Below are 18488 nucleotides of genomic sequence, written 5' to 3' on the forward strand. Positions count from 1 at the left end.
GCGGCGCACCGCGGCCACCGTCAGGAACCCGCGGCCGGGACCGGGGGGACGGTGCCCGCGTCCGGGCCCGGCGCGGCGTCGTCCGGGTCCGGCAGGTCGTCCAGCCGCCGGAAGGCCGGCGCGACCAGCGCGACCACCGCGGTGCCCGCCGCGACGGCGGCCAGCACGATCCCGGCGACGCCCAGCCCGGCGAACGAGGCGACCGCGGCGACCGGCGCACCGGTCAGCGCGGGCGCCGCCAGCACCAGGGTGTTCTGGGCGCCCAGCACCCGGCCGCGCATCGGGTCCGGGGTCGCCTCGATCGTCAGCACGCCCAGGATGGCGGCGACCGGGGCGTTGGTGAGCCCGACCAGCGCGGCGGCGGCGAGCACCAGCCAGGGCGCGGCCAGGCTCCCGACCAGCCCGAACCCGACACCGAACCCGATCATCCCGACGACGAACCACACCCGGCGCGGCACCCGTCCGGCCAGCGCGGCGTACAGCGCCGACCCGACGACGCCGCCGCCGGCCAGCGCGCTCAGCGTCAGCCCGGTCAGCGCTGGCAGGTCCATCTCGACGAAGTAGGCGGGAAGCACCGTCGTCTGCAGCGACGCGAGCACCGCCACCAGCGCCGCCGACACCAGCGTGGCGCCGAGCACCAGCCGGGTGCGGGCGAGGAACCGCCACGACGCGACCAGGTCCGACATCGCCCCGCGCAGCGCGCCGCGCGCGGCCTGCCGGGCCCGGCCGGCGATCAGGCCGGCCCGCGGGTCCAGCAGCAGCGTCGTCGCCGCGGCGAGCACGCTCGACACGGCCGTCACCCACAGCACCGACGGCGCCGGGCCGAGCAGCGCGATCAGCAGCCCACCGGCGCCGGGCCCGGCGAGCAGCAGCACGTTGCCGAGGTTCTCCCGGATCGCGATCCACCGCTCCAACCGGCCGGGGGCGGTGCCGCCGAGCCGCACCAGTGCGGGCAGCAGCGTCTCCTGGGCGGTCATCCCCGGGATCCGGATCATCGCGAGCAGCACGCCGAACACCAGGAACCAGGCCAGGTTCAGCCCCCACAGCAGGTCCACCAGCGGCAGCGCGGCCAGCGCGAGCGCGGCGAGCAGGTCCGACGCGACCGCCACCGTCCGCCGGTCGACCCGGTCCACCAGCAGCCCGGAGACCAGCCCGGTCAGCGCGGACGCGGCCGTCGACACCGATGCCAGCACGCCCGCGGCGAGCACGTCGCCGGTGCGGTCGAGCACCAGCAGGGGCAGCACCACCGCGGCGATGCCCCTGCCCAGCAACGACAGCCCGTACGAGGTCAGCCACACCGCCGGGCTGCGCCGGACACCGGCGACGCTCATCGGCCGGACGGGACGAGGCGCTTGGTGCTGCGCCGGAACGCCCACACGACGACGAGTGCGGCCACGATCGTCAGCGGGGTGCCCATCACCACCCGGGCGACGCCCAGCCCGGTCGTGGCCTCGGTGACGTAGAGCCACTGCTGGATCGCGAACCGGGAGCCGAGGACGAGCGCCGCGGCCAGCGTCGCGATGTCGTGTGCGCGCAGGGTGGGCCGGTCGGCCCGCCAGTCGTGGGTGCCGCCGTGCACCAGGTTCCACACCACCCCGGTGATCGGCCGCCGGGCCAGCACGGTCCCGAGGGTGAACACGAAACCGGCGAGCGAGACCCAGATGCCGATCGCGAAGAAGTCCCGTGCCGATCCGGTGACCGCGACCAGCGCGGAGGCGAGCACGACCCCGAGCAGGCTGCCGACGGCCTGCGCGAAGCGCTCACCGCGCAGCAACCGGTAGCCGAACAGCGCCAGGCCCGATCCGACCGCGATGCCGATCGTCAGCGACAGCGACAGGAACGCGTTCGCGGTGACGAACACGACGACCGGGATCGCCGAGTAGACGAACCCCATCGGGCCGCCCATGTGGTCGAGCAGGGTCATCTCGGCCGGGTCCTTCGGCGCCCCGGCCCGGCCGCCCGGCCGGCCCGGCCCGGCCTGCCCGGCCTGCCCGACGACGGGCAGCGGCCCCGTGCCGGCCTCGTCGTCCGGCCGTGTGTCGTCCTGTCGTCCGGTCATGGACATTCGTCCTCCCCTTCGTCCCGGTGATCCGGGAACCAGGAGAGTCGATGCCGTCGCGGCACACTCAACCGCCAGTGACCCAGGTCACCGACGCGTGCGGGCCGGGTGCGCGCTCCCCGGCCGGGCCGGGCGGGGCGGGACCGGCGCACACCGCCGCGGGGTCACGGTCGCGGTCCCGCGCCCTCCCGTAGCGTCACGCTCCGTGCCTCCCCCGCCCCCGGCCGTCGACCAGGGCGGCGGCGGGCCCGGTGACTCGCTCGCCCTGACCCTGACGTCGGCGTTCAACTCCGTCGCCGGGCTGCTCGGCGTCGTGATCGCCACCTGGCTGATGCCGCAGGACGAGGTCGGCCGGGCCACCGAGTTCGTCTCGGCGATGCAGCTGATCGGCGGCGCCGCCCAGCTCGACCTCAGGATCGGGCTCATGCGCCGGCTCCCGGGCGCCGGGCGCAGGTCGGTCCGCCTGGTGTTCGGCAGCCTGCTCCTGATCATGCCGCTGTCCGGGCTGGTGGGCCTCGGCTACGGGCTCGTCGTCCCGCGGGTCGCCGAGATCGCCGCCGGTGACGCCCCGTTCGGCTGGGGACTGCTGCTGCTCGTGCTCGGCTGCGCCGGCTGGGGCGTGTTCGTCGTCCACGACTTCGTGCTGGTCGCCGGCCGTGCAGACCGCCCGCGAGCCGCACCGGGCCGCCGACCTCGCCCGGTCCACCCGCCGCCGGATGCTGACGGTGTTCGTCCCGCTGCTCGTGCTCGGCGCGGCACTCGGGTGGCCGGTGCTGCGGGTGCTCGGCGAGGGCTACACCGTCGGCGCGCCGGTCCTCGCGGCGCTGCTGGTCGGCGTGCTGTTCCGGCTGATGGTGGTGTTCGAGCTCGCCCGGCGCCAGGCCGACGGCGACGGGTTCGGCTACGCGCGGCTCTCGCTGCTCAACTCGGGCCTGGTCGTCGGCGTCGCCTGGCTGGTGCCGCTGCCCGATCCCGGCGCGGCGCACCCGGCGCTGGTGATGCTGCCGTTCGTCGTCGGCTACGTCGTCGTCCAGGCGGTGCTCGCGGTCCTGGTCGGCCGGCAGGGGCTCCGGTGAGCCACCCCGCCGGCCGCTGCGAGGCCGGTGCTCAGCTCGCGTTGACCTTCGGCAGGATCTCCTCGTTCAGCCGCTTGAGGTCGTCGAGGGTCTTGCTGGTCGGGACGTCGCGGAACGGCGGCCACAGCAGCGGCATCGTCATCCCGGCCTCCTTGTAGCGCTTCAGCATGTCCTCGATCTGCTGGGCGTTGCCGGCCAGCAGGTTCGTCGCCTTGCCCGCCGGGGTCTGGTCCATCGGCTCGTCGGTGATGACGAACCAGATCATGCTGCACATCTCGAAGCCGTCCGGGAAGCCGCGGCCGAGCTCGCCCAGCTCGCGCTCCATCTCGCCCTTCCAGCGGCGGATGTCCTCGGGCGAGTCCTGGATGCCGATCCAGCCCTGCAGGCCGTACTTGGCGATCCGCTTCGCCGAGCGCTTCGGGTCCTTCAGGCCGGAGAAGAAGATCGGCGGCCCGGGCTGCTGGACCGGCTTGTGGCCGAAGCCGGAGAGCGGGAAGTCGGCGAACTCGCCGTGGTACTCGAACAGCTCGTTCGACCAGATGCCCTGCATGATCTCGATCGTCTCGCGGACGTGCGCGTGCCGGCGTGGGAACAGGTGCGCGGCGCTGGCGGCGGCGAACTCCTCGGGCATCCAGCCGGAGCCGACGCCGACGTTCAGCCTGCCGTTCGCGAGGTGGTCCTGGGTGGCGAGCTCGGCGGCCAGCACGCCCGGCGAGCGGTAGGGGGTGTCGATGATGCTCATGCCGATCCGGACCTTCTCGGTCTTCGCGGCGAGCCACGGGATCAGCGTCATGCCCTGGAACCACTTGCCGGCCGCGACCACCGGCAGCCCCCTGGGCAGGTCGTCCATCATGCCGAACGGGTACTGCAGCTCCAGGCGGTCCGAGCTCTCCGGGACGATGATCCGGTCCAGTGTCCAGACCGAGTCGAAGTCCAGGTCCTCGGCGAGGACGGTCAGGTCCTCCAGCTCCTTCACCGTGACGTGGTCGCGGAAGTTGGGCAGGTAGAGAGCGAGCTTCATCGGTCGGTCCCCTCGACACGTCGTCGTCGGCGCCCGGTCCGGGCCTGCAGGACCGGCGCACGCGGATGCAGGACCGACCTTCCCGCGGTCCGCTCAACCCCGCGTCATGTGGATCTCAACGCATTCTCAACCGGGGCCGTCGGACGGCGTCGCAGCCCTATGTTCCGAGGATGACCGACATCCTGTGGAGCCCGTCCGACGCCCGCGTCGAGTCGTCCGCGCTGCGCGGATTCCTCGACTGGCTGCAGGAGCGCGAGGGCCGGGGCTTCCCCGACCACGACGCCCTCTGGGAGTGGTCGGTCGCGGACATCGACCGGTTCTGGACCGCCGTCGTCGAGTACTACCGGGTCGAGCTGTCCACGCCGTGGACGCAGGTGCGGACCGCCGATCCGATGCCGCACACCCGCTGGTTCACCGGGGCCCGGCTGAACTGGGCGCGGCACGCGCTGCGCCACGGGGCGGACGACGCCGCCGCGCTGGTGTGCCTGCAGGAGGGCGGCGGGCCCGCCCGGGAGATCACCTGGGGCGAGCTGCGCGGCTCGGTCGCCGCGGCCGCGGCCTGGCTGCGCCGGGCCGGGGTGCGGCCCGGGGACCGGGTCGCCGCCTACCTGCCCGACACCGAGCACGCGGTGATCGGCGTGCTCGCCACGGCCGCCGTCGGGGCGGTGTGGGCGTGCTGCTCCCCCGACTTCGGCGCCGACGGGACGATCGGCCGGCTGGCCCAGCTGGAGCCGACCGTGCTCGTCGCCGCCGACGGGTACCACTGGAACGGCCGCGAGATCGACCGCAGCGACGTCGTCGCGCAGCTGCGGGCGAACCTGCCGACGGTCCGGCACGTGGTGCACGTCCCGTACCTGTCCGACCGGCCCGCCCCGGACGGCAGCACGCCGTGGGCCGAGCTGCTCGCCGAGCCCGCCCCGCTCGAGTTCGCGCAGGTCGAGTTCTCGCACCCGCTCTGGGTGCTGTTCACCTCCGGCACCACGGGGCTGCCCAAGGGCCTGGTGCACGGGCACGGCGGGATCACCCTGGAGGGCCTCCGGTGGGCCGGGCTGTACTGCGGCCTGCGCGAGGGCGAGCGGATGTTCGCCTTCACCTCCACCGGCTGGGCACTGTGGAACATGCAGCTCGGCGCGCTCACCCGGGGCGCGACGATCGTGCTGTACGAGGGCAGCCCCGGTCACCCGGCGGGCGCCGTGTTCGAGGTCGCCGCCCGCACCCGCACGGACCTCCTGCTGCTCGGCGCCGCCGTGGTCACCGCGACCGCGAGCACCGGGGTGTCGCCCCGGTCCGAGCACGACCTGGGCCGGCTGCGGCACGTCATGGTCAGCGGCTCGGCGCTGCCGTCGGCGGGCTACCACTGGATCCTCGAGCACGTCGGCCCGCACGTGCGGATCGACTCCACCAGCGGCGGCACCGACATCTCCGGTGCGTTCGTCGGCGGCAACGAGTACGCCCCGGTGCGGGTCGGCCGGATCGGCGGGCGGCTGGCCGGCGTCGACTGCGCCTCCTGGGACGAGGACGGGCGGCCGGTGGTCGGCACGGTCGGGGACCTCGTCCTCACCCAGCCGCTACCGTCGATGCCGGTGTACCTGTGGAACGACCCGGACGCGGTGCGCTACACCGAGTCCTACTTCGACACCTGGCCCGGGGTCTGGCGGCACGGGGACTGGGTGACCTTCCATCCCGAGGGGGACGTGTCCATCCACGGCCGGTCCGACTCCACCCTGAACCGGCACGGTGTGCGGCTGGGCAGCAGCGACTTCTACGACGTGCTGGAGACGCTCCCGGAGATCGCCGAGACCCTGGTCGTCGGCGTCGAGGAGCCCGACGACGGCTACTGGCTCGGCCTGTTCGTCGTCCCCGCCGAGGGGCACGTGCTCGACGACGCGCTGCGGGCCACCGTCGTGGACACCCTGCGGTCCCGGCTCACCCCGCGGCACGTCCCCGACGAGATCATCGAGGCGCCCGGCGTGCCGCACACGCTCAGCGGCAAGCGGCTCGAGGTCCCGATCAAGAAGCTGCTGGCCGGGCGGCCGCTGGAGAAGGCCGCGAACATCGCCTCCGTCGACGACCCGGACACCCTGCGCTGGTACGCCGGGTTCGCCCGGCGCCGGGCCCGGCGGACGGGCTGACCGGCGCGCGCCGATACGATCGTCGTCCCTCCCGTCATCCCGTCCAGGAGGACTGCACGGTGGACGACCACGTCCGGAGCTGGTTCGGCCGCCGGACCTGGCACGACTCGGGGATGCCGGTCGACCGGCTGCGGGCGTCCCGGCACCGCCGGACCGTCTCGGTGGTGCTGCCGGCGCTGGACGAGGAGGCCACGGTCGGCGCGCTCGTCGCCGGGCTGGTGCCGCTGACCCGCGGCCCGGATCCGTTGGTCGGCGAGGTGGTGGTCGTCGACTCCGGCTCCACCGACCGCACCCGCGAGGTCTCGGCCGCCGCCGGGGCCCGGGTGGTCACCCGCGAGGAGGCGCTGCCGGACGTGCCGGTCCGCCCCGGCAAGGGCGAGGTGCTCTGGCGTTCGCTGGCCGCGACCACCGGTGACGTCCTGGTGTTCGTCGACTCCGACCTGGTCGAGGCCGACCCGGCCGCGCTCGTCGGCTCGCTGCTGGAACCGCTGTTCCAGGACGACCGGATCGCCCTGGTCAAAGGCTTCTACCGGCGCCCGCTGCGGCTGGCGGGGATCGAGGCCGCGACCGGCGGCGGCCGGGTCACCGAGCTCACGGTGCGCCCGCTGCTGGCCGCCCTGCAGCCCGATCTGGCCGGGGTGGTCCAGCCGCTCGGCGGCGAGTACGCGGCCACCCGCGAACTGCTGGAGTCGCTGCCGTTCGCGGCCGGCTACGGCGTCGAGATCGGCCTGCTGATCGACACCCTGCACCGGCGCGGGCTGGACGCCATCGCGCAGGTCGATCTCGGCGTGCGGAAGCACCGCAACCGGACGCTGCTCGAGCTCGGCGTGATGGCCCGGCAGATCGTCGACACGGTGCTGCGCCGCGACGGGACCGGCTCGCCGGGGGGTGCGCCGAGCATCGTCCAGTTCGGCCGGTCCGGGGGGCGGTGGGTTCCGCAGGAGCACCGGGTGGACGGCACCGACCGGCCCCCGATGTGCGATCTCCGGCCGGCGGGCACCGGAGCGGCCACCGGGACCGCGCCGACCGTCATCTCCTCGTAGCAGTACGCGACCCCGGACGCCCGCACCGCGCGCAGCACCTGTGCCCGCCCGGTGTCGTCTGCGGGTCAGCCGGGCAGGATCGCCTCCGCGATCGCCTTCGCGCAGCCGGCGGCCGTGCGGGTGGAGCCGGAGTTCGCGGCGACGTTCGCGCCGTCGAGCAGCAGCACCAGCTGGGCGACGAGCTGATCGGGATCGTCGACGCCGAGCTCCGTCACCGGCTCGCGGAACAGCGCGTGCAGCCAGGAACGGAACTTCCGGACGGCCAGGTCCTTCGGGCTCCCGGAACGGGTGTCGGCGGAGGAGTTGTTCAGCGCGCAGCCACGGAAATCGGGCTCGGTGAAGATGGTGCCGAGCTCGTCGAAGATCGCGAGGGTCGTCGATCGAGGGTGCTCCTGCCGTTGCGCCGCGTCGGCGATCCGCCCGACCCACCGGGCGTGCTGGCGGAGGTAGTACTCGGTGACCAGCTCCGCCTTGCCGCTGAAGTTGTAGTAGAGGGAGCCCTTGGCGACCCCGGACTCCTCGAGGATCCGGTCGATGCCGACCGCGTCGGTCCACTCCGCGTCGACGAGCACGTTTCCCGCTTCTGGGCGGCGAACGACTCGGCCAGAGCGTTGTCGGCGCTGGACCCGACCGCACCCATCGAGCGGGTCACGCCCAGTTTGCTCCGAGCTCAGTCTGGCGTAATGAGGCGTAGACCCCCTTGCCGCGGTCGGGCTGGAAGGTCGCCAGAGTCAGGCTCCGCGCGCCCGAGCGGCGACTGTCAGGGTGTCGACGACCAGGTCGGCGGCGACGCCCTCACCGAGGCACCCTGAGTGGGTTCATACAGCTCGACGGCCCGCCCGTAGTCCACATCGGAGTCGTTCCTGCGGGGACATGGTCAGACATTGTCCCGCTTCCTCGCCGGGCCCGAATCAGCGTTTCCACGAGACGGGGGACGACCAACGTGGGGCGTGAGACACGAAGGCCTCCGGTCAGTGAGGCGGCTCCTAGACGGTTCCACTTCACACAACCGGAGACCTTCGTCCGTTGGCATCACCAGCCGATGCCAGGCAATGCAACCTCCAGGGCATCACGGCTGGGCGGGGAAGTCCGCGCTGCGAGAGAGGCTTTCGCTCGCCCGGATGTCGGCAAGGTTCTTCTCGAGCGCATCGACCACGGCGTCGTATCCGCTGTTGCCCAGGAGCAGCCGGCGGGGCGGCGGGTCCTGGGACATCGCCGTGATCACCGCGCGGGCACCGCGGCGCGGGTCGCCGGGCTGCTCGCCGTCCATCCCGATGAAGGCGGCCCGGACCTCCTCCAGCATCTCGTGATAGACCGGGATCGCCTCCTCGACGGCTTCGTTGGCGAATCCAGCGTAGGCGTTGGTTCGGAACGCTCCCGGTTCGACGGTCAACACGGAGATCCCCTGTGCGGCGACCTCGTCGTGCAACGCATCGGTGATGGCCTCGATCGCGTGCTTCGTTGCGCTGTAGAAGCCGAATCCGGGCGCCGATACGAGTCCGGCAACCGACGACACGTTGACGATCCACCCGTCACCGCGGGCACGCATCCCTGGCAGCACCGCACGGGTCACGGAGAGCACGGCGAAGAAGTTCAGCTCGAACATCGCTCGCATGGCCGACTCGTCCATCGCCTCGATGGATCCGTACCACCCACGGCCTGCGTTGTTGACCAGCACATCGATACCGCCGAAGCGCTCCTCGGCTGTCTTGACCGCGCGCCGCACCTGTGTTGCATCGGTGAGCTCCAGCGGCACGACGAGGACGCGGTCGCCGTATCTGTCCGCCCACGTGGCCAACTCCTGCGGGCGGCGGGACGTCAACACCACGCGGTCACCGGTGTCGAGCGCCGCCTCGGCGAAGGCCATCCCGAAGTTGCCCGGCGTGCCGCCGGTGATGAACCACCGTCGCGTCACGGCTCGATCACCAGCCGACGGATCGCTGCGCCATCCAGCGTGAAGCGGTAGTTCAGGTCGACGACCCCACCCGGGAAGTCGCCCTCCAGATGCTGCCCGACGTCGACGCCTCCGTCGGTAGCCGACGCACCGGTGAACGTGGCCGTGTAGGTGTACTCGGTGACTGCCGTCGCCAGCCAGGTCCGGATCTTGTCGGTGCCTGCGTAGTCTCGGCCGTCATCGGTCACCACGGCATCGGAAGTGAAGGTGGCGAGCGCCCGATCGAACTCCTGGGCGTCGAGTGCGGCCATGAAGGTCTTCACGGTTCCTGGGAGCGCGTCCCATTCTGCTGTGGTCATGGGCCCGACGATGAAGGTTCCCGTGAGGGGAAGGTCAACCCCGTGATTGCGAGCCCGCAGTGACGTTGACCTTGCCCTAGGGGAAGGCTTCAGGATCGCTCTCATCCGAGGTGGACGACGCAACGTAGAGGAGGAAGCCATGGGAGCCCAGGTCTCGATCGGTGACTTCGCACTGATGACCAGTCTGAGCCGTAAAGCGCTACGCCACTATCACGACATCGGCATTCTCGAACCGACCCAGGTCGACCCCCACACCGGCTACCGCTTCTACGACACCAGCCAGGTCGATCATGCGCACATCATCCGCCGGTTCCGCTCGCTGGGCATGTCCATCCCCGACATCAAGGCGCTCCTGAGCACTGACGACGCCGGGGCCCGCACTGAGATCATCACCGTCCATCTCGAACGGATGGAGGCCGCGCTCGCGCAGACCCGCGACACCGTGGGAGCGCTGCGTGAGCTGCTCGCCCCGGCGAGTCCTCCCACCGACGTCACGTTGCGCCACGAGCCGGCATCCGTCGTCTGGTCCGTCAGCGCCACCATCGACGTCTCCGAGATCGAGGACTGGTTCGCAACGACGCTGAGGACCCTGCACCGGGCTGTCGCCACCGCCGCGGGCACACCGACCGCGGTGGTGCCCGGCGGCCTCTACGAGAGAGCACTGTTTCTGGAGGAGCAGGGCCGCGCGACCATGTTCGTCCCCGCACCACCCGCCGGCGATCCGCCCGAGGGTGTCCAGGCCGAGAGCCTTCCCCGCACGGAGTTCGCGGTGCTCACCCACCCGGGCGGCCACGACAGCATCGACCGCAGCTACGCAGCCCTGGGAATCTACGTCAACGAGCACCTGATCAGCAGCCCGGGGCCCATCCGCGAACACTACTTCGGCGGCACCCCCACAGATCCGGCCCGGTTCACCGCCACCGAGATCTGCTGGCCGATCTTCAACACCACTGCGTCATCGACGTGAAAGGAGATCAGTAGCTTGCACGAGCGATTCGGCAGCTACGGGGGCTTGGCTCAACCCCGCACCGGGTGATGCCGCCCGCATCCACTACGCCCCCCAACTCGAGGACCTGGTGCTCGGCCTGGCGAACGCCACCGCGTTCGGCCTCGGTGCCGGGGTCGCCAGCCTCGACGACTGCGTCCGTCAACTCCGCGCCGCCGAAACCGCCGGCCGGTTCGCCCGCAAGCTCCAGACCTACCTACGGCCCTCGGTCCTGGTCCTCGACGAAGTGGGTTACCTGCCCTGCGACCGGGCCGCGGCGAACATGGTGTTCCAGCTGATCAGCCGCCGCTACGAACGCGACTCGATCATCCTCACCAGCAACAAGACCTTCTCCGAATGGGGCCAGTCTCACCGACGACGTCATCGCCACCGCCATCCTCGACCGGCTCCTGCACCACTGCGACGTCGTCGCCATCAACGGACCCAGCTACCGGCTCAAGGACAGAACCCTGTCCGCTGTCCCCGCAGCTGTGTCATGATCCCGCCCGGGCCTACGACACGTCAGGTCGTCCACCAACCGACACCACAGCCCGTCCCCGGACACCCGGCGCACCTCCCGGTCGTCGGCGTCGCCCTTCAGGAGCGCCGGGACGACGGCGTCCACCTGCGCCCCGTGGTTGACGCCGATCCGCAGCGGAGCCGACCTGCTCCTCGTCGTCACGGGCAGCACCCGGGGCACACTCCATGTCGTGGGCCGGCGGAGGCTCCGGCTCCCCCGCCTGCATGTCGCCAGCCGGGACCCGCATCGTGCGGCACCTCCACGAGATCGATCTCCTGGACCGTATCGCGGTGAGATCGCGCCAGGTCGTGGGCCCCCTCCGACACCCGGCGCCGACGGGCACACCGGCCGGAACCACGGGCCGGGACGGGCCGGAAACGTAGAAGGCCGGAACCATCGAACTGGTTCCGGCCTGCGATCAAGCTGTACTGAGGGGCCGCGCTTTCCAGCACGTCTCTCCGCAATCGAGATGACCATGAACGTCTACGGCCACGTGATTCCAGAGACCCAACGCGTCGCACTCGAACAGCTCGATGACGCGCTGGACTGCCGAGAACGTTGCTGTCCGCCGTAGCTGTCCAGCGGGCAACAAAAGCCAGAACCGAAGTTCTGGCTGGTGAAGAAGGGTGGAGCTGAGGGGATTCGAACCCCTGACCCCTTGACTGCCAGTCAAGTGCGCTACCAGCTGCGCCACAGCCCCTTGCGACATGCAGAACAGTACACGGCGCCGTCCCGGCCCCGGACAGGGGGGTGCCTGTTCCGCGGGGGCCCGCCGGCGTGCCGCCGCCACCGCGCTCCGACCTCGGACGACCCTGTCCACCCCCGCTCCCCGCGGCCTCCCCGGACGGCACGGCGATCGCCGGTGACACTCCGGCCCCGGGCCGGCCCCCCGGCGCCGGGAGGCCGTCGCCGGCCCCGGCGTCGTCGGCGGGAACCGGGCCCGGACCGGATCAGCCGGTACACCCCCGGTCCGGGCCGGCGGACCCGCGGAGCCGCCGCAGCGCCTGGTCACCGGTCCAGAACTCGTCGAACCCGTGATCGGCGTAGCGGTCGGCCACGACGTGCATCGCGATGTCGTGCCGCACGTAGTCGACGGCGAGCAGGACGGCCGCCGGGTCGTCGGTGTACAGCCCCCAAGTGCGGTCCGCCGTCAGCCCGCCGATCACCGCCTGGCTGCGGTCCGCGACGACGACCAGCAGCCGCTGCCCCAGGTTCTCCTCGACCGCCTCCGGGCTGGAGTAGCGGTGCTCGGTGGTCCAGCCGACCGGGTCGCCGTCGTCACCGAACACCACCCGGCGCACGGCGACGCCGCGCTCCTCGGCGCGGCGGGCGCCCGGGGTGAGCGCGTCGAGGTCGTCGGGCCAGCCGGACATGTACAGCTCGCCCTCGGCCGCGGTGACGACGTCCTCGGCCCGCTCGATCAGGGTGCTGCGCTCGGCGAGGGAGTGCACCAGCCGGACCGGCGGCGGTGTCGCCAGCCGGGGCAGCTCGTCCTCCAGGACCTGGATGGTGCGGTCGAACTCGCGGCGCATCCGCTCCAGCAGCGAGCGCGGCGGGAGCGGGACGTAGCCGACCGAGTCGTCGTCGGTGCGCACCTCGTACGCCGCGCCGCGCCCGACGAGCTTGCCGAGGGTCTCGTACACGGTACTCCGGGGAACCCCGGAGCGCTTGGCCACCTCGTAGCCGTTGACCGGCTCGGCGGCGAGGACCAGCGCCACGTAGGCCTTGGCCTCGTAGCCGGACATGCCGAGGCGCTGCAGCTCTCCGGTCACGTGCTGCACGGACATTGCGGGATCATCTCAATCAATCGTTCGACGCCGTCGTGCGTCCGGTGCCATCACCGCGACGCGGCCCCGGCACGCAGGGCCCGCGAATGAATCGATCGTGAACGATCGAGTGCTACGGGGCACTGCTCCCCTTCATCACAATCATTGATCCGGCGCCGCCCCGCTGTCCATGCCGTCCGTCCTCATCGCCGACGCGGCCTCGGTCAGGATCGCCCGCATCGCCGTCTCCGCGGCGGCGCCGTCGCCGCACCGGACCGCGTCGGCGACGTCGCCGTGCAGCCGGATCGCCGCCGGCTCCGGCCGGTCTGGCATCAGGTGGTGCCGGGTCCGGCCGGCGAGCACCTCCGCAACCGTGTCGCCCAGCGCCGCGAGCATCTCGTTGCCGGACGCGGCGAGCAGGGTCCGGTGGAACCGGACGTCGGCACCCAGGTACGCGGCGAGATCGCCGCTGCGGCCGTGCACGGTCATGTCCATCACCGCACCGACCAGCTCGCCGCACTGCTCGGGGGTCGCCCGGGTGGCCGCGAGCAGCGCCGCGACCGGCTCGATCCCGTGCCGCAGCTCGGACAGTGAGCGCAGCTGCCCGGCCCGCTCCGCCCCGTCCAGCCGCCAGCGGATCACCCGCGGATCGAGCACGTTCCAGTGCTCGCGGGGGGCGACCGTCGTCCCGACCCGGCGGCGGCTCTGCACCAGCCCCATCGACTCGAGGACCCGCACGGCCTCGCGCACGACGGTCCGCGAGACCCCGTAGCGTTCGCCCAGCTCGTCGGCCCGCAGGACGGTGCCCGGCGGGATCCCGCCACCCGCGACGCGCGCCCCGAGCCGGTCGACGACGTCGGCATGTAGACCCGCACCGATCTCGCTCCCGTCGTTCATCCCCCGCATGCTCGCACATTCGGCATATCTGAATCGATACGATCTTGAATAAGTAGTACTTATGACGCAGGCTGGTCGGTACCGGCCGGGCAGTCCGGCTCGCGTCCGGTGCCGCACCCCGAGGAGCCGCTGCAGTGACGCACCAGCCGCAGGACGTCCAGCGACCACCGTTGATCGTGGTGATGGGGGTGTCGGGATCCGGCAAGTCCACGGTCGGGGCCGCGCTCGCCGAGCGGCTCGGCCTCGCCTTCACCGACGCCGACGGCCTGCACCCCCCGGCGAACGTCGCGAAGATGAGCTCCGGTGTCCCGCTCACCGACGACGACCGGTGGCCCTGGCTGGACGCCGTCGGCGCCGAGCTGGCCGGCCACGACGACGACGGGCTGGTCGTCGCCTGCTCGGCGCTGCGCCGCAGCTACCGGGACCGGATCCGGGCGCACGCCCCGCGCACCGCCTTCCTGCACCTGGCCGGCGGACGCGAGGTCCTCGCCGCCCGGATGGGCGGGCGCGCCGGGCACTTCATGCCGCCTGCTCTGCTCACCTCCCAGCTCGACACGCTCGAGCCGCTCGCCGCCGGGGAGGCGGGCACCACCCTGGACATCGACGCCCCGGTCGGCGAGCTCGTCGAGGCCGGCGCCGCCGACCTGGGTTGAGGCGCTACACGACGACCGGTGCCGGCCCGGCCGGACGTCCGGCACCGGCGGACGTCCCGGCGATCTCGTCGTGCGCCCGGCGGAGCCGCCGGACCGCCTCGGCGAGCACCGGGCCGGGATGGGTGAAGGGCAACCGGAGCCGGTCCTCGAAGGCGTGACCGGTACCGAACCTCGGGCCGGGCGCGAGCGTCAGCCCGTGCCGCGGCGCGACCGCCGTCAACGCCGTCGACAGCTCCGCGCCGAGATCGCACCAGAGCACCAGACCACCGTCGGGAACGACCGGACGCCACTCGGGCAGCACCGCGGCGAGCTCGCCGACCAGCCGGTCCCGGCGCCGGCGCAGCTCGGCGGTCCGCTCGGCCCGGATGCCGTCGATCGCGTCCAGCACCTCGACCGCGATCAGCTGCTCGAGCACGGGCTGCGCGATCTGGGCGCGGGCCAGCCGCCGCCGCATCCGCGCGGCGGGCTCCCGGGCCGCCCGGATCCAGCCCAGCCGCAACCCGCCCCAGGCGATCTTGCTGGCCCCGCCGACGGTGACGACGTCGTCGTCGCGCAGCGCGTGCGCCGCGCACGGCAGCGGTGAGCGCACCCCCTCCCGCAGGTCCAGCTCGGCGAACGTCTCGTCGACGATCGCCACGGTCCCCTGCCGGGCGAGCCGGTGCAGCAGCCGGGCGCGGCTGTCGTCGCCGAGCAGCCGGCCGGTCGGGTTCTGGAAGTCCGCCATCAGGTACGCCGCCCGCGCGGCCGTCTGCCGGGCGGCCCGCGGCAACGCGTCCTCGATGCCGGGCCCGGGCGCGACCGGGACCGGCCGGACGCCGGCGTCGGCGAGGACGTCCAGCGCGGAGGGGTAGGTCGGGTGCTCGACCAGCACCCGGTCGCCGGCGCCGGTCAGCTCCGCGACCGCGATCCCGATCGCGTGCAGCGCGCCGCCGGTGACGACGATCCGGTCCGGATCGGTGGGCACGCCGCGGGCGGTGAACCGGGCGGCGATCCGCTCGCGCAGCTCGGGCAGGCCGTCCGGGCCGTACCCGTGCCCGGCCAGCTCGCCGTCGAGCCGCCGCACGGCCCGCTGCACCAACCCGGACATGCCCGGCGGGGCGGCCGGGGCGGCGTGCGCCAGGTCGATGACACCGCCGCGGGGCGGGCCGGGCACCCAGGCCCCGTCGACGCCGGCCTGGCCGTCCGGGAGCCGGACCCAGGTGCCCGATCCCTGCCGCGCGTCCGCCCAGCCCTCCTCGCGCAGCTCGCGGCAGGCGTGCGTGACGGTGACCCGGCTGACCCGCAGCCGTTCGGCGAACGCCCGCTCGGCCGGGAGCCGGGTGCCGGCCGGCAGCCGCCCGTCGCCGACCAGGACCCGGATCGCGTCGGCGAGCGTGCGGTACGCCGGCCCGCGCCCGCCCCGGACCTCGCCACACAGCTCGGCCAGCGCGGCCGCTCCGATTCCGTCCATCTTGCTTCAGTCCACTTCTGCTCGATTGGATTGCAGACGACACACCAATTCAGGGGCAGGATGCCGTGACGTGACGATCGGATGGAAGGACGGCACGCGGTGGTCTCTGCGGATGCCCCGGCGACGCCGGCGGCTGGTGCAGCTCGTGCTCGGGCTGGTCGGGTACGCGCTCTCGATGGCGTTGATGATGCGCGCCGGTCTGGGCTCGATGCCGTGGGACGTGCTGCACCAGGGGCTGGCGCTGCGCACCGGCCTCTCGATCGGTGTCGTCGTCGCCGTGACCGGGGTGGTCGTGCTGCTGCTGTGGCTCCCGCTGCGGGAGCGGCCGGGTATCGGGACCCTCGCCAACGTCGTCGTGATCGCGCTGGCGGTCGACGGCGCGCTCGCCGTCGTACCGGTGGTGGACGGGCTCTGGGCGCGGGCCGGGCTCGCGGTCACCGGGATCGTGTTGAACGCCGCCGCGACGGCCGCCTACATCGGGGTCGGCCTCGGGGCCGGCCCGCGGGACGGCCTGATGACCGGCCTCGCGGCCCGCACCGGGCGCTCGGTGCGCGCGGCGCGGACCGGGATCGAGGTGACGGTGGTGCTCTCGGGATGGCTACTCGGTGGCACCTTCGGCCTGGTGACCGTGGTCTACGCGCTCGGCGTCGGACCGCTGGTCCAGTGGTTCCTGCCCTGGTTCACCGTCCGGACGTCCCGGTGAGCGGCGTCAGCCGGTGGCCGGTGTCGGGCCAGGTGACGGTCAGGTGATGTTCGACAGCCAGTCGGAGTTCGTGAGATCGGCCATCCGGCCGTCCACCAGCACGGTCGGGGTGGCGAACCGGCCACCGGGGGCGGCCGCCGGGTTCGCGATCGCCGCCTCCGTCGCGTCGACGATCGACTGCGTCCCCGCCTGGCCCGCGACACATCCGTCGAAGTCCCCGGTCGCGCCCAGCTCGGTGCCGAGCGCGGTCAGCTGCTCGACCGACAGGCCCGCGGTGCCCTGGCGCGGCTGGTCGACGTAGAGCCGGGAGTGGTACGCCGGGTAGATCCCGGCGTCGACCGCGCAGAGCGCCGCGTTGCTGGCCCGGGTGGAGTAGCCGGGGGGCGCCGAACGGTCGTCCAGGATGGCGATCGTGTGATAGTTGACCTTGACCATGCCGTCGTTCATGGCCCGGGTGAGCTGGTCGCGGTAGATGCGCTCGAACTGCTGGCAGGTCGGGCAGAGATAGTCCTCGTAGACGTCGACTGTGACCGGCGCGGCCTGGTCGCCCGCCCTGACCACGGCGCCGTCCCGGGCGACCGGGTACGCGGGCTCGGCACCGGCGGTGAAGTTCTGCCACGCCAGGTAGAGGCCCGTGACCAGCGCGAACACCAGGACCACGGCGCCGATCACCAGGGCGCGGGTGGCGCCGCCGGGCTCCTTCGGCGGGGTGATCCCGGCCGCCTGCAGCCGCGCCTGTGCGGCTGCCCGCCGCTCCCGCTCCGACTGTCCCATCGCTGTTCCCTCTCCGTGCCGCCGTTCGCACCGGACGTGTCACCGGTCCCGGGAGCCGGCCGGTCGCGGTCCCCCGCCCCGGTCCCGGTCCGGACCCGCTCCTGCTCTGCTCACCACCGGGCCGGTACCGCGCCCGCCGCTCCCGGACCCACCGGCTCTGCTCTGCTCACCCACCGGGCTCACCCACCGGGCTCACCCACCGGGCCCGCCCGCCGGCCGGCGCTACCCGTCCGCACCCACCCGGCCGCTGCTCTGCTCACCTGGGCCACGTCGGCCCGTCACCGGCCCCGGTCGTCCCCCGCATGCTCCGGATCCGCCGTGTCCGCACCCGGCCAGTCGTCGACCGCGGTGCCGTCGACATCCGGCCACGAGCCGGGTGCGCGCCGGCCGACCACCGTCTCGTCGGGCACCCGGTCACCGTCCGCGTCGCTCATAGGTCCACCTCCGTCCCAGATCCGGTCCACCGCCAGCAATGTGCGCGGACGCACCGACACCCACAGCGCGAGCGCCAGGAAGCCGAGATCGCGCAACAGCGACGAGAGGTACCGCTCCTCCCCCGGCTCCACCGGTCCGCCGCCACCGAAACACCCGCAGTCGATGGACAGGCCGCGGACCCACGCCTGCACCAGACCGGCGACGAACCCGAGCAGCAGCAGCACGCTGACCACCCCGGCCAGCCGGGTGCCGACGCCGAGCAGCAGCAGCGCACCGAGCGCCAGCTCCAGCAGCGGCAGCACGGTCGCGACGACCGGCACGGCACCCGCAGGCAGGATCTCGTACGCGTCGACGGCGACCGCCGCCTGCAACGGATCGGCCAGCTTGGCGCCACCGGACACCAGCCACACGACTGCCAGACCGAGCCGCACGGCGGTGCCCACGACGTCCAGCAGGCGGGCGGATCTCACGGCGGGAGCCTAGCGAGAGGCTCCCGCCGGCCGGTTCACACGTCCGGGCGGACGACACCGGGCCGGCTGCTCCCGGCGGGACACCGGCAGCACCGGGTCCCACCGGGCCGCGCACGCCCGCCCGCCCTCGAACGGACCGGCCAGACCTCTCCACCGACCGGCTCCCCATTGGATGAGCGGCGCCGGAGCCCTCTCACTCCATCCGGGTGAACAATCGCCGAGTTGTCCACAGGCCGTCAGATCGTCGCGAA

Annotated in this window: 18 protein-coding genes, 1 tRNA gene and 1 pseudogene; 7 read left to right on the forward strand and 13 right to left on the reverse strand. The window is 73.0% G+C overall.

The features are described from left to right. Window positions 1–20: 20 nt before the first annotated feature. The 3 genes from ABZ881_RS17805 to ABZ881_RS17815 all read right to left on the reverse strand — a co-directional run bounded on the left by ABZ881_RS17805 (window position 21) and on the right by ABZ881_RS17815 (window position 2693). The gene (locus ABZ881_RS17805; protein ID WP_358485779.1) at window positions 21–1331 is read right to left on the reverse strand and encodes an MFS transporter; all 1311 of its coding nucleotides are present in this window, start codon (window positions 1329–1331) and stop codon (window positions 21–23) included. Further along, the gene (locus tag ABZ881_RS17810) at window positions 1328–2059 is read right to left on the reverse strand and encodes a DUF3159 domain-containing protein (RefSeq protein ID WP_358485781.1); all 732 of its coding nucleotides are present in this window, start codon (window positions 2057–2059) and stop codon (window positions 1328–1330) included. The genes ABZ881_RS17805 and ABZ881_RS17810 overlap by 4 nt, the downstream gene beginning before the upstream one ends. A 196-nt stretch (window positions 2060–2255) precedes the next feature. Further along, window positions 2256–2693 carry a hypothetical protein gene (locus ABZ881_RS17815; protein ID WP_358485783.1) on the reverse strand — a complete coding sequence of 146 codons (438 nt, stop codon included), beginning with the start codon at window positions 2691–2693 and terminating at the stop codon, window positions 2256–2258. Window positions 2694–2715: 22 nt separating this feature from the next. On the opposite strand from ABZ881_RS17815, the gene ABZ881_RS17820 reads away from it, so the two are divergent. Further along, on the forward strand, window positions 2716–3135 hold the full coding sequence (locus tag ABZ881_RS17820; protein WP_358485785.1) for a hypothetical protein: 420 nt from the start codon (window positions 2716–2718) through the stop codon (window positions 3133–3135). Window positions 3136–3166: 31 nt separating this feature from the next. On the opposite strand, the gene ABZ881_RS17825 is transcribed toward ABZ881_RS17820, so the two are convergent. Continuing rightward, entirely contained in the window at window positions 3167–4156 is a 990-nt protein-coding gene (locus tag ABZ881_RS17825) for an LLM class flavin-dependent oxidoreductase (RefSeq protein WP_344022555.1), read from the reverse strand. A gap of 170 nt (window positions 4157–4326) precedes the next feature. On the opposite strand from ABZ881_RS17825, the gene ABZ881_RS17830 reads away from it, so the two are divergent. Both ABZ881_RS17830 and ABZ881_RS17835 read left to right on the forward strand, forming a co-directional pair. Next, window positions 4327–6288: an acetoacetate--CoA ligase gene (locus ABZ881_RS17830; RefSeq protein ID WP_358485788.1), complete on the forward strand. Its 1962-nt coding sequence runs from the start codon at window positions 4327–4329 to the stop codon at window positions 6286–6288. Window positions 6289–6347: 59 nt separating this feature from the next. Continuing rightward, window positions 6348–7331, forward strand: coding sequence for a glucosyl-3-phosphoglycerate synthase (locus tag ABZ881_RS17835; RefSeq protein WP_358485790.1), 984 nt, complete (start codon window positions 6348–6350; stop codon window positions 7329–7331). A gap of 65 nt (window positions 7332–7396) precedes the next feature. Here ABZ881_RS17835 and ABZ881_RS17840 read toward each other — a convergent pair whose 3' ends face one another. The 3 genes from ABZ881_RS17840 to ABZ881_RS17850 all read right to left on the reverse strand — a co-directional run bounded on the left by ABZ881_RS17840 (window position 7397) and on the right by ABZ881_RS17850 (window position 9584). Then, on the reverse strand, window positions 7397–7903 hold the full coding sequence (locus ABZ881_RS17840; RefSeq protein WP_358485792.1) for a helix-turn-helix domain-containing protein: 507 nt from the start codon (window positions 7901–7903) through the stop codon (window positions 7397–7399). Window positions 7904–8400: 497 nt separating this feature from the next. Beyond that, complete coding sequence (locus ABZ881_RS17845) at window positions 8401–9246, reverse strand: SDR family NAD(P)-dependent oxidoreductase (RefSeq protein WP_358485795.1); 846 nt, start codon at window positions 9244–9246, stop codon at window positions 8401–8403. After that, window positions 9243–9584, reverse strand: coding sequence for a nuclear transport factor 2 family protein (locus tag ABZ881_RS17850; RefSeq protein ID WP_358485797.1), 342 nt, complete (start codon window positions 9582–9584; stop codon window positions 9243–9245). The genes ABZ881_RS17845 and ABZ881_RS17850 overlap by 4 nt, the downstream gene beginning before the upstream one ends. A 139-nt stretch (window positions 9585–9723) precedes the next feature. Here ABZ881_RS17850 and ABZ881_RS17855 point away from each other — a divergent pair, with 139 nt between their 5' ends. Both ABZ881_RS17855 and ABZ881_RS17860 read left to right on the forward strand, forming a co-directional pair. Beyond that, entirely contained in the window at window positions 9724–10551 is an 828-nt protein-coding gene (locus ABZ881_RS17855) for a MerR family transcriptional regulator (RefSeq protein ID WP_358485799.1), read from the forward strand. A gap of 109 nt (window positions 10552–10660) precedes the next feature. Next, window positions 10661–11036: pseudogene (locus ABZ881_RS17860) on the forward strand (ATP-binding protein); the annotation flags it as partial. A 680-nt stretch (window positions 11037–11716) separates the two neighbouring features. Here the strand turns inward: ABZ881_RS17860 and ABZ881_RS17865 are convergent. The 3 genes from ABZ881_RS17865 to ABZ881_RS17875 all read right to left on the reverse strand — a co-directional run bounded on the left by ABZ881_RS17865 (window position 11717) and on the right by ABZ881_RS17875 (window position 13752). Further along, window positions 11717–11789 (reverse strand) — tRNA-Ala (locus ABZ881_RS17865). Window positions 11790–12039: 250 nt separating this feature from the next. Continuing rightward, window positions 12040–12876, reverse strand: a complete 837-nt coding sequence (locus tag ABZ881_RS17870) for a helix-turn-helix domain-containing protein (RefSeq protein WP_358485801.1) — start codon at window positions 12874–12876, stop codon at window positions 12040–12042. Window positions 12877–13017: 141 nt separating this feature from the next. Next, window positions 13018–13752, reverse strand: a complete 735-nt coding sequence (locus ABZ881_RS17875; RefSeq protein ID WP_358485804.1) for a FadR/GntR family transcriptional regulator — start codon at window positions 13750–13752, stop codon at window positions 13018–13020. A 134-nt stretch (window positions 13753–13886) separates the two neighbouring features. Between ABZ881_RS17875 and ABZ881_RS17880 the strand changes: the two genes are divergently transcribed. After that, window positions 13887–14405, forward strand: coding sequence for a gluconokinase (locus ABZ881_RS17880; protein ID WP_358485806.1), 519 nt, complete (start codon window positions 13887–13889; stop codon window positions 14403–14405). A 4-nt stretch (window positions 14406–14409) separates the two neighbouring features. Here ABZ881_RS17880 and ABZ881_RS17885 read toward each other — a convergent pair whose 3' ends face one another. After that, window positions 14410–15855 (reverse strand): PLP-dependent aminotransferase family protein, encoded by a 1446-nt coding sequence (locus ABZ881_RS17885; RefSeq protein WP_358485808.1) that lies wholly within the window; start codon window positions 15853–15855, stop codon window positions 14410–14412. A gap of 112 nt (window positions 15856–15967) precedes the next feature. On the opposite strand from ABZ881_RS17885, the gene ABZ881_RS17890 reads away from it, so the two are divergent. Then, complete coding sequence (locus tag ABZ881_RS17890; protein WP_358485811.1) at window positions 15968–16558, forward strand: hypothetical protein; 591 nt, start codon at window positions 15968–15970, stop codon at window positions 16556–16558. Window positions 16559–16597: 39 nt separating this feature from the next. Here ABZ881_RS17890 and ABZ881_RS17895 read toward each other — a convergent pair whose 3' ends face one another. Together ABZ881_RS17895 and ABZ881_RS17900 are read right to left on the reverse strand one after the other, a co-directional pair. Then, window positions 16598–17332: a thioredoxin domain-containing protein gene (locus ABZ881_RS17895; protein WP_358485813.1), complete on the reverse strand. Its 735-nt coding sequence runs from the start codon at window positions 17330–17332 to the stop codon at window positions 16598–16600. A 278-nt stretch (window positions 17333–17610) separates the two neighbouring features. Beyond that, entirely contained in the window at window positions 17611–18237 is a 627-nt protein-coding gene (locus ABZ881_RS17900) for a MauE/DoxX family redox-associated membrane protein (protein WP_358485815.1), read from the reverse strand. Window positions 18238–18488: the final 251 nt, after the last annotated feature.

The organism is Pseudonocardia sp. NPDC046786, assembly GCF_040645415.1.
Classification (GTDB): Bacteria; Actinomycetota; Actinomycetes; order Mycobacteriales; family Pseudonocardiaceae; genus Pseudonocardia; species Pseudonocardia kongjuensis.

Coding starts and splice junctions, on each gene's coding strand:
- ABZ881_RS17805 (WP_358485779.1), bottom strand. CDS start 1,331: ATGAGCGTCGCCGGTGTCCGGCGCAGCCCGGCGGTGTGGCTGACCTCG.
- ABZ881_RS17810 (WP_358485781.1), bottom strand. CDS start 2,059: ATGACCGGACGACAGGACGACACACGGCCGGACGACGAGGCCGGCACG.
- ABZ881_RS17825 (WP_344022555.1), bottom strand. CDS start 4,156: ATGAAGCTCGCTCTCTACCTGCCCAACTTCCGCGACCACGTCACGGTG.
- ABZ881_RS17830 (WP_358485788.1), top strand. CDS start 4,327: ATGACCGACATCCTGTGGAGCCCGTCCGACGCCCGCGTCGAGTCGTCC.
- ABZ881_RS17850 (WP_358485797.1), bottom strand. CDS start 9,584: ATGACCACAGCAGAATGGGACGCGCTCCCAGGAACCGTGAAGACCTTC.
- ABZ881_RS17855 (WP_358485799.1), top strand. CDS start 9,724: ATGGGAGCCCAGGTCTCGATCGGTGACTTCGCACTGATGACCAGTCTG.
- ABZ881_RS17870 (WP_358485801.1), bottom strand. CDS start 12,876: ATGTCCGTGCAGCACGTGACCGGAGAGCTGCAGCGCCTCGGCATGTCC.
- ABZ881_RS17875 (WP_358485804.1), bottom strand. CDS start 13,752: ATGAACGACGGGAGCGAGATCGGTGCGGGTCTACATGCCGACGTCGTC.
- ABZ881_RS17885 (WP_358485808.1), bottom strand. CDS start 15,855: ATGGACGGAATCGGAGCGGCCGCGCTGGCCGAGCTGTGTGGCGAGGTC.
- ABZ881_RS17890 (WP_358485811.1), top strand. CDS start 15,968: ATGCCCCGGCGACGCCGGCGGCTGGTGCAGCTCGTGCTCGGGCTGGTC.
- ABZ881_RS17895 (WP_358485813.1), bottom strand. CDS start 17,332: ATGGGACAGTCGGAGCGGGAGCGGCGGGCAGCCGCACAGGCGCGGCTG.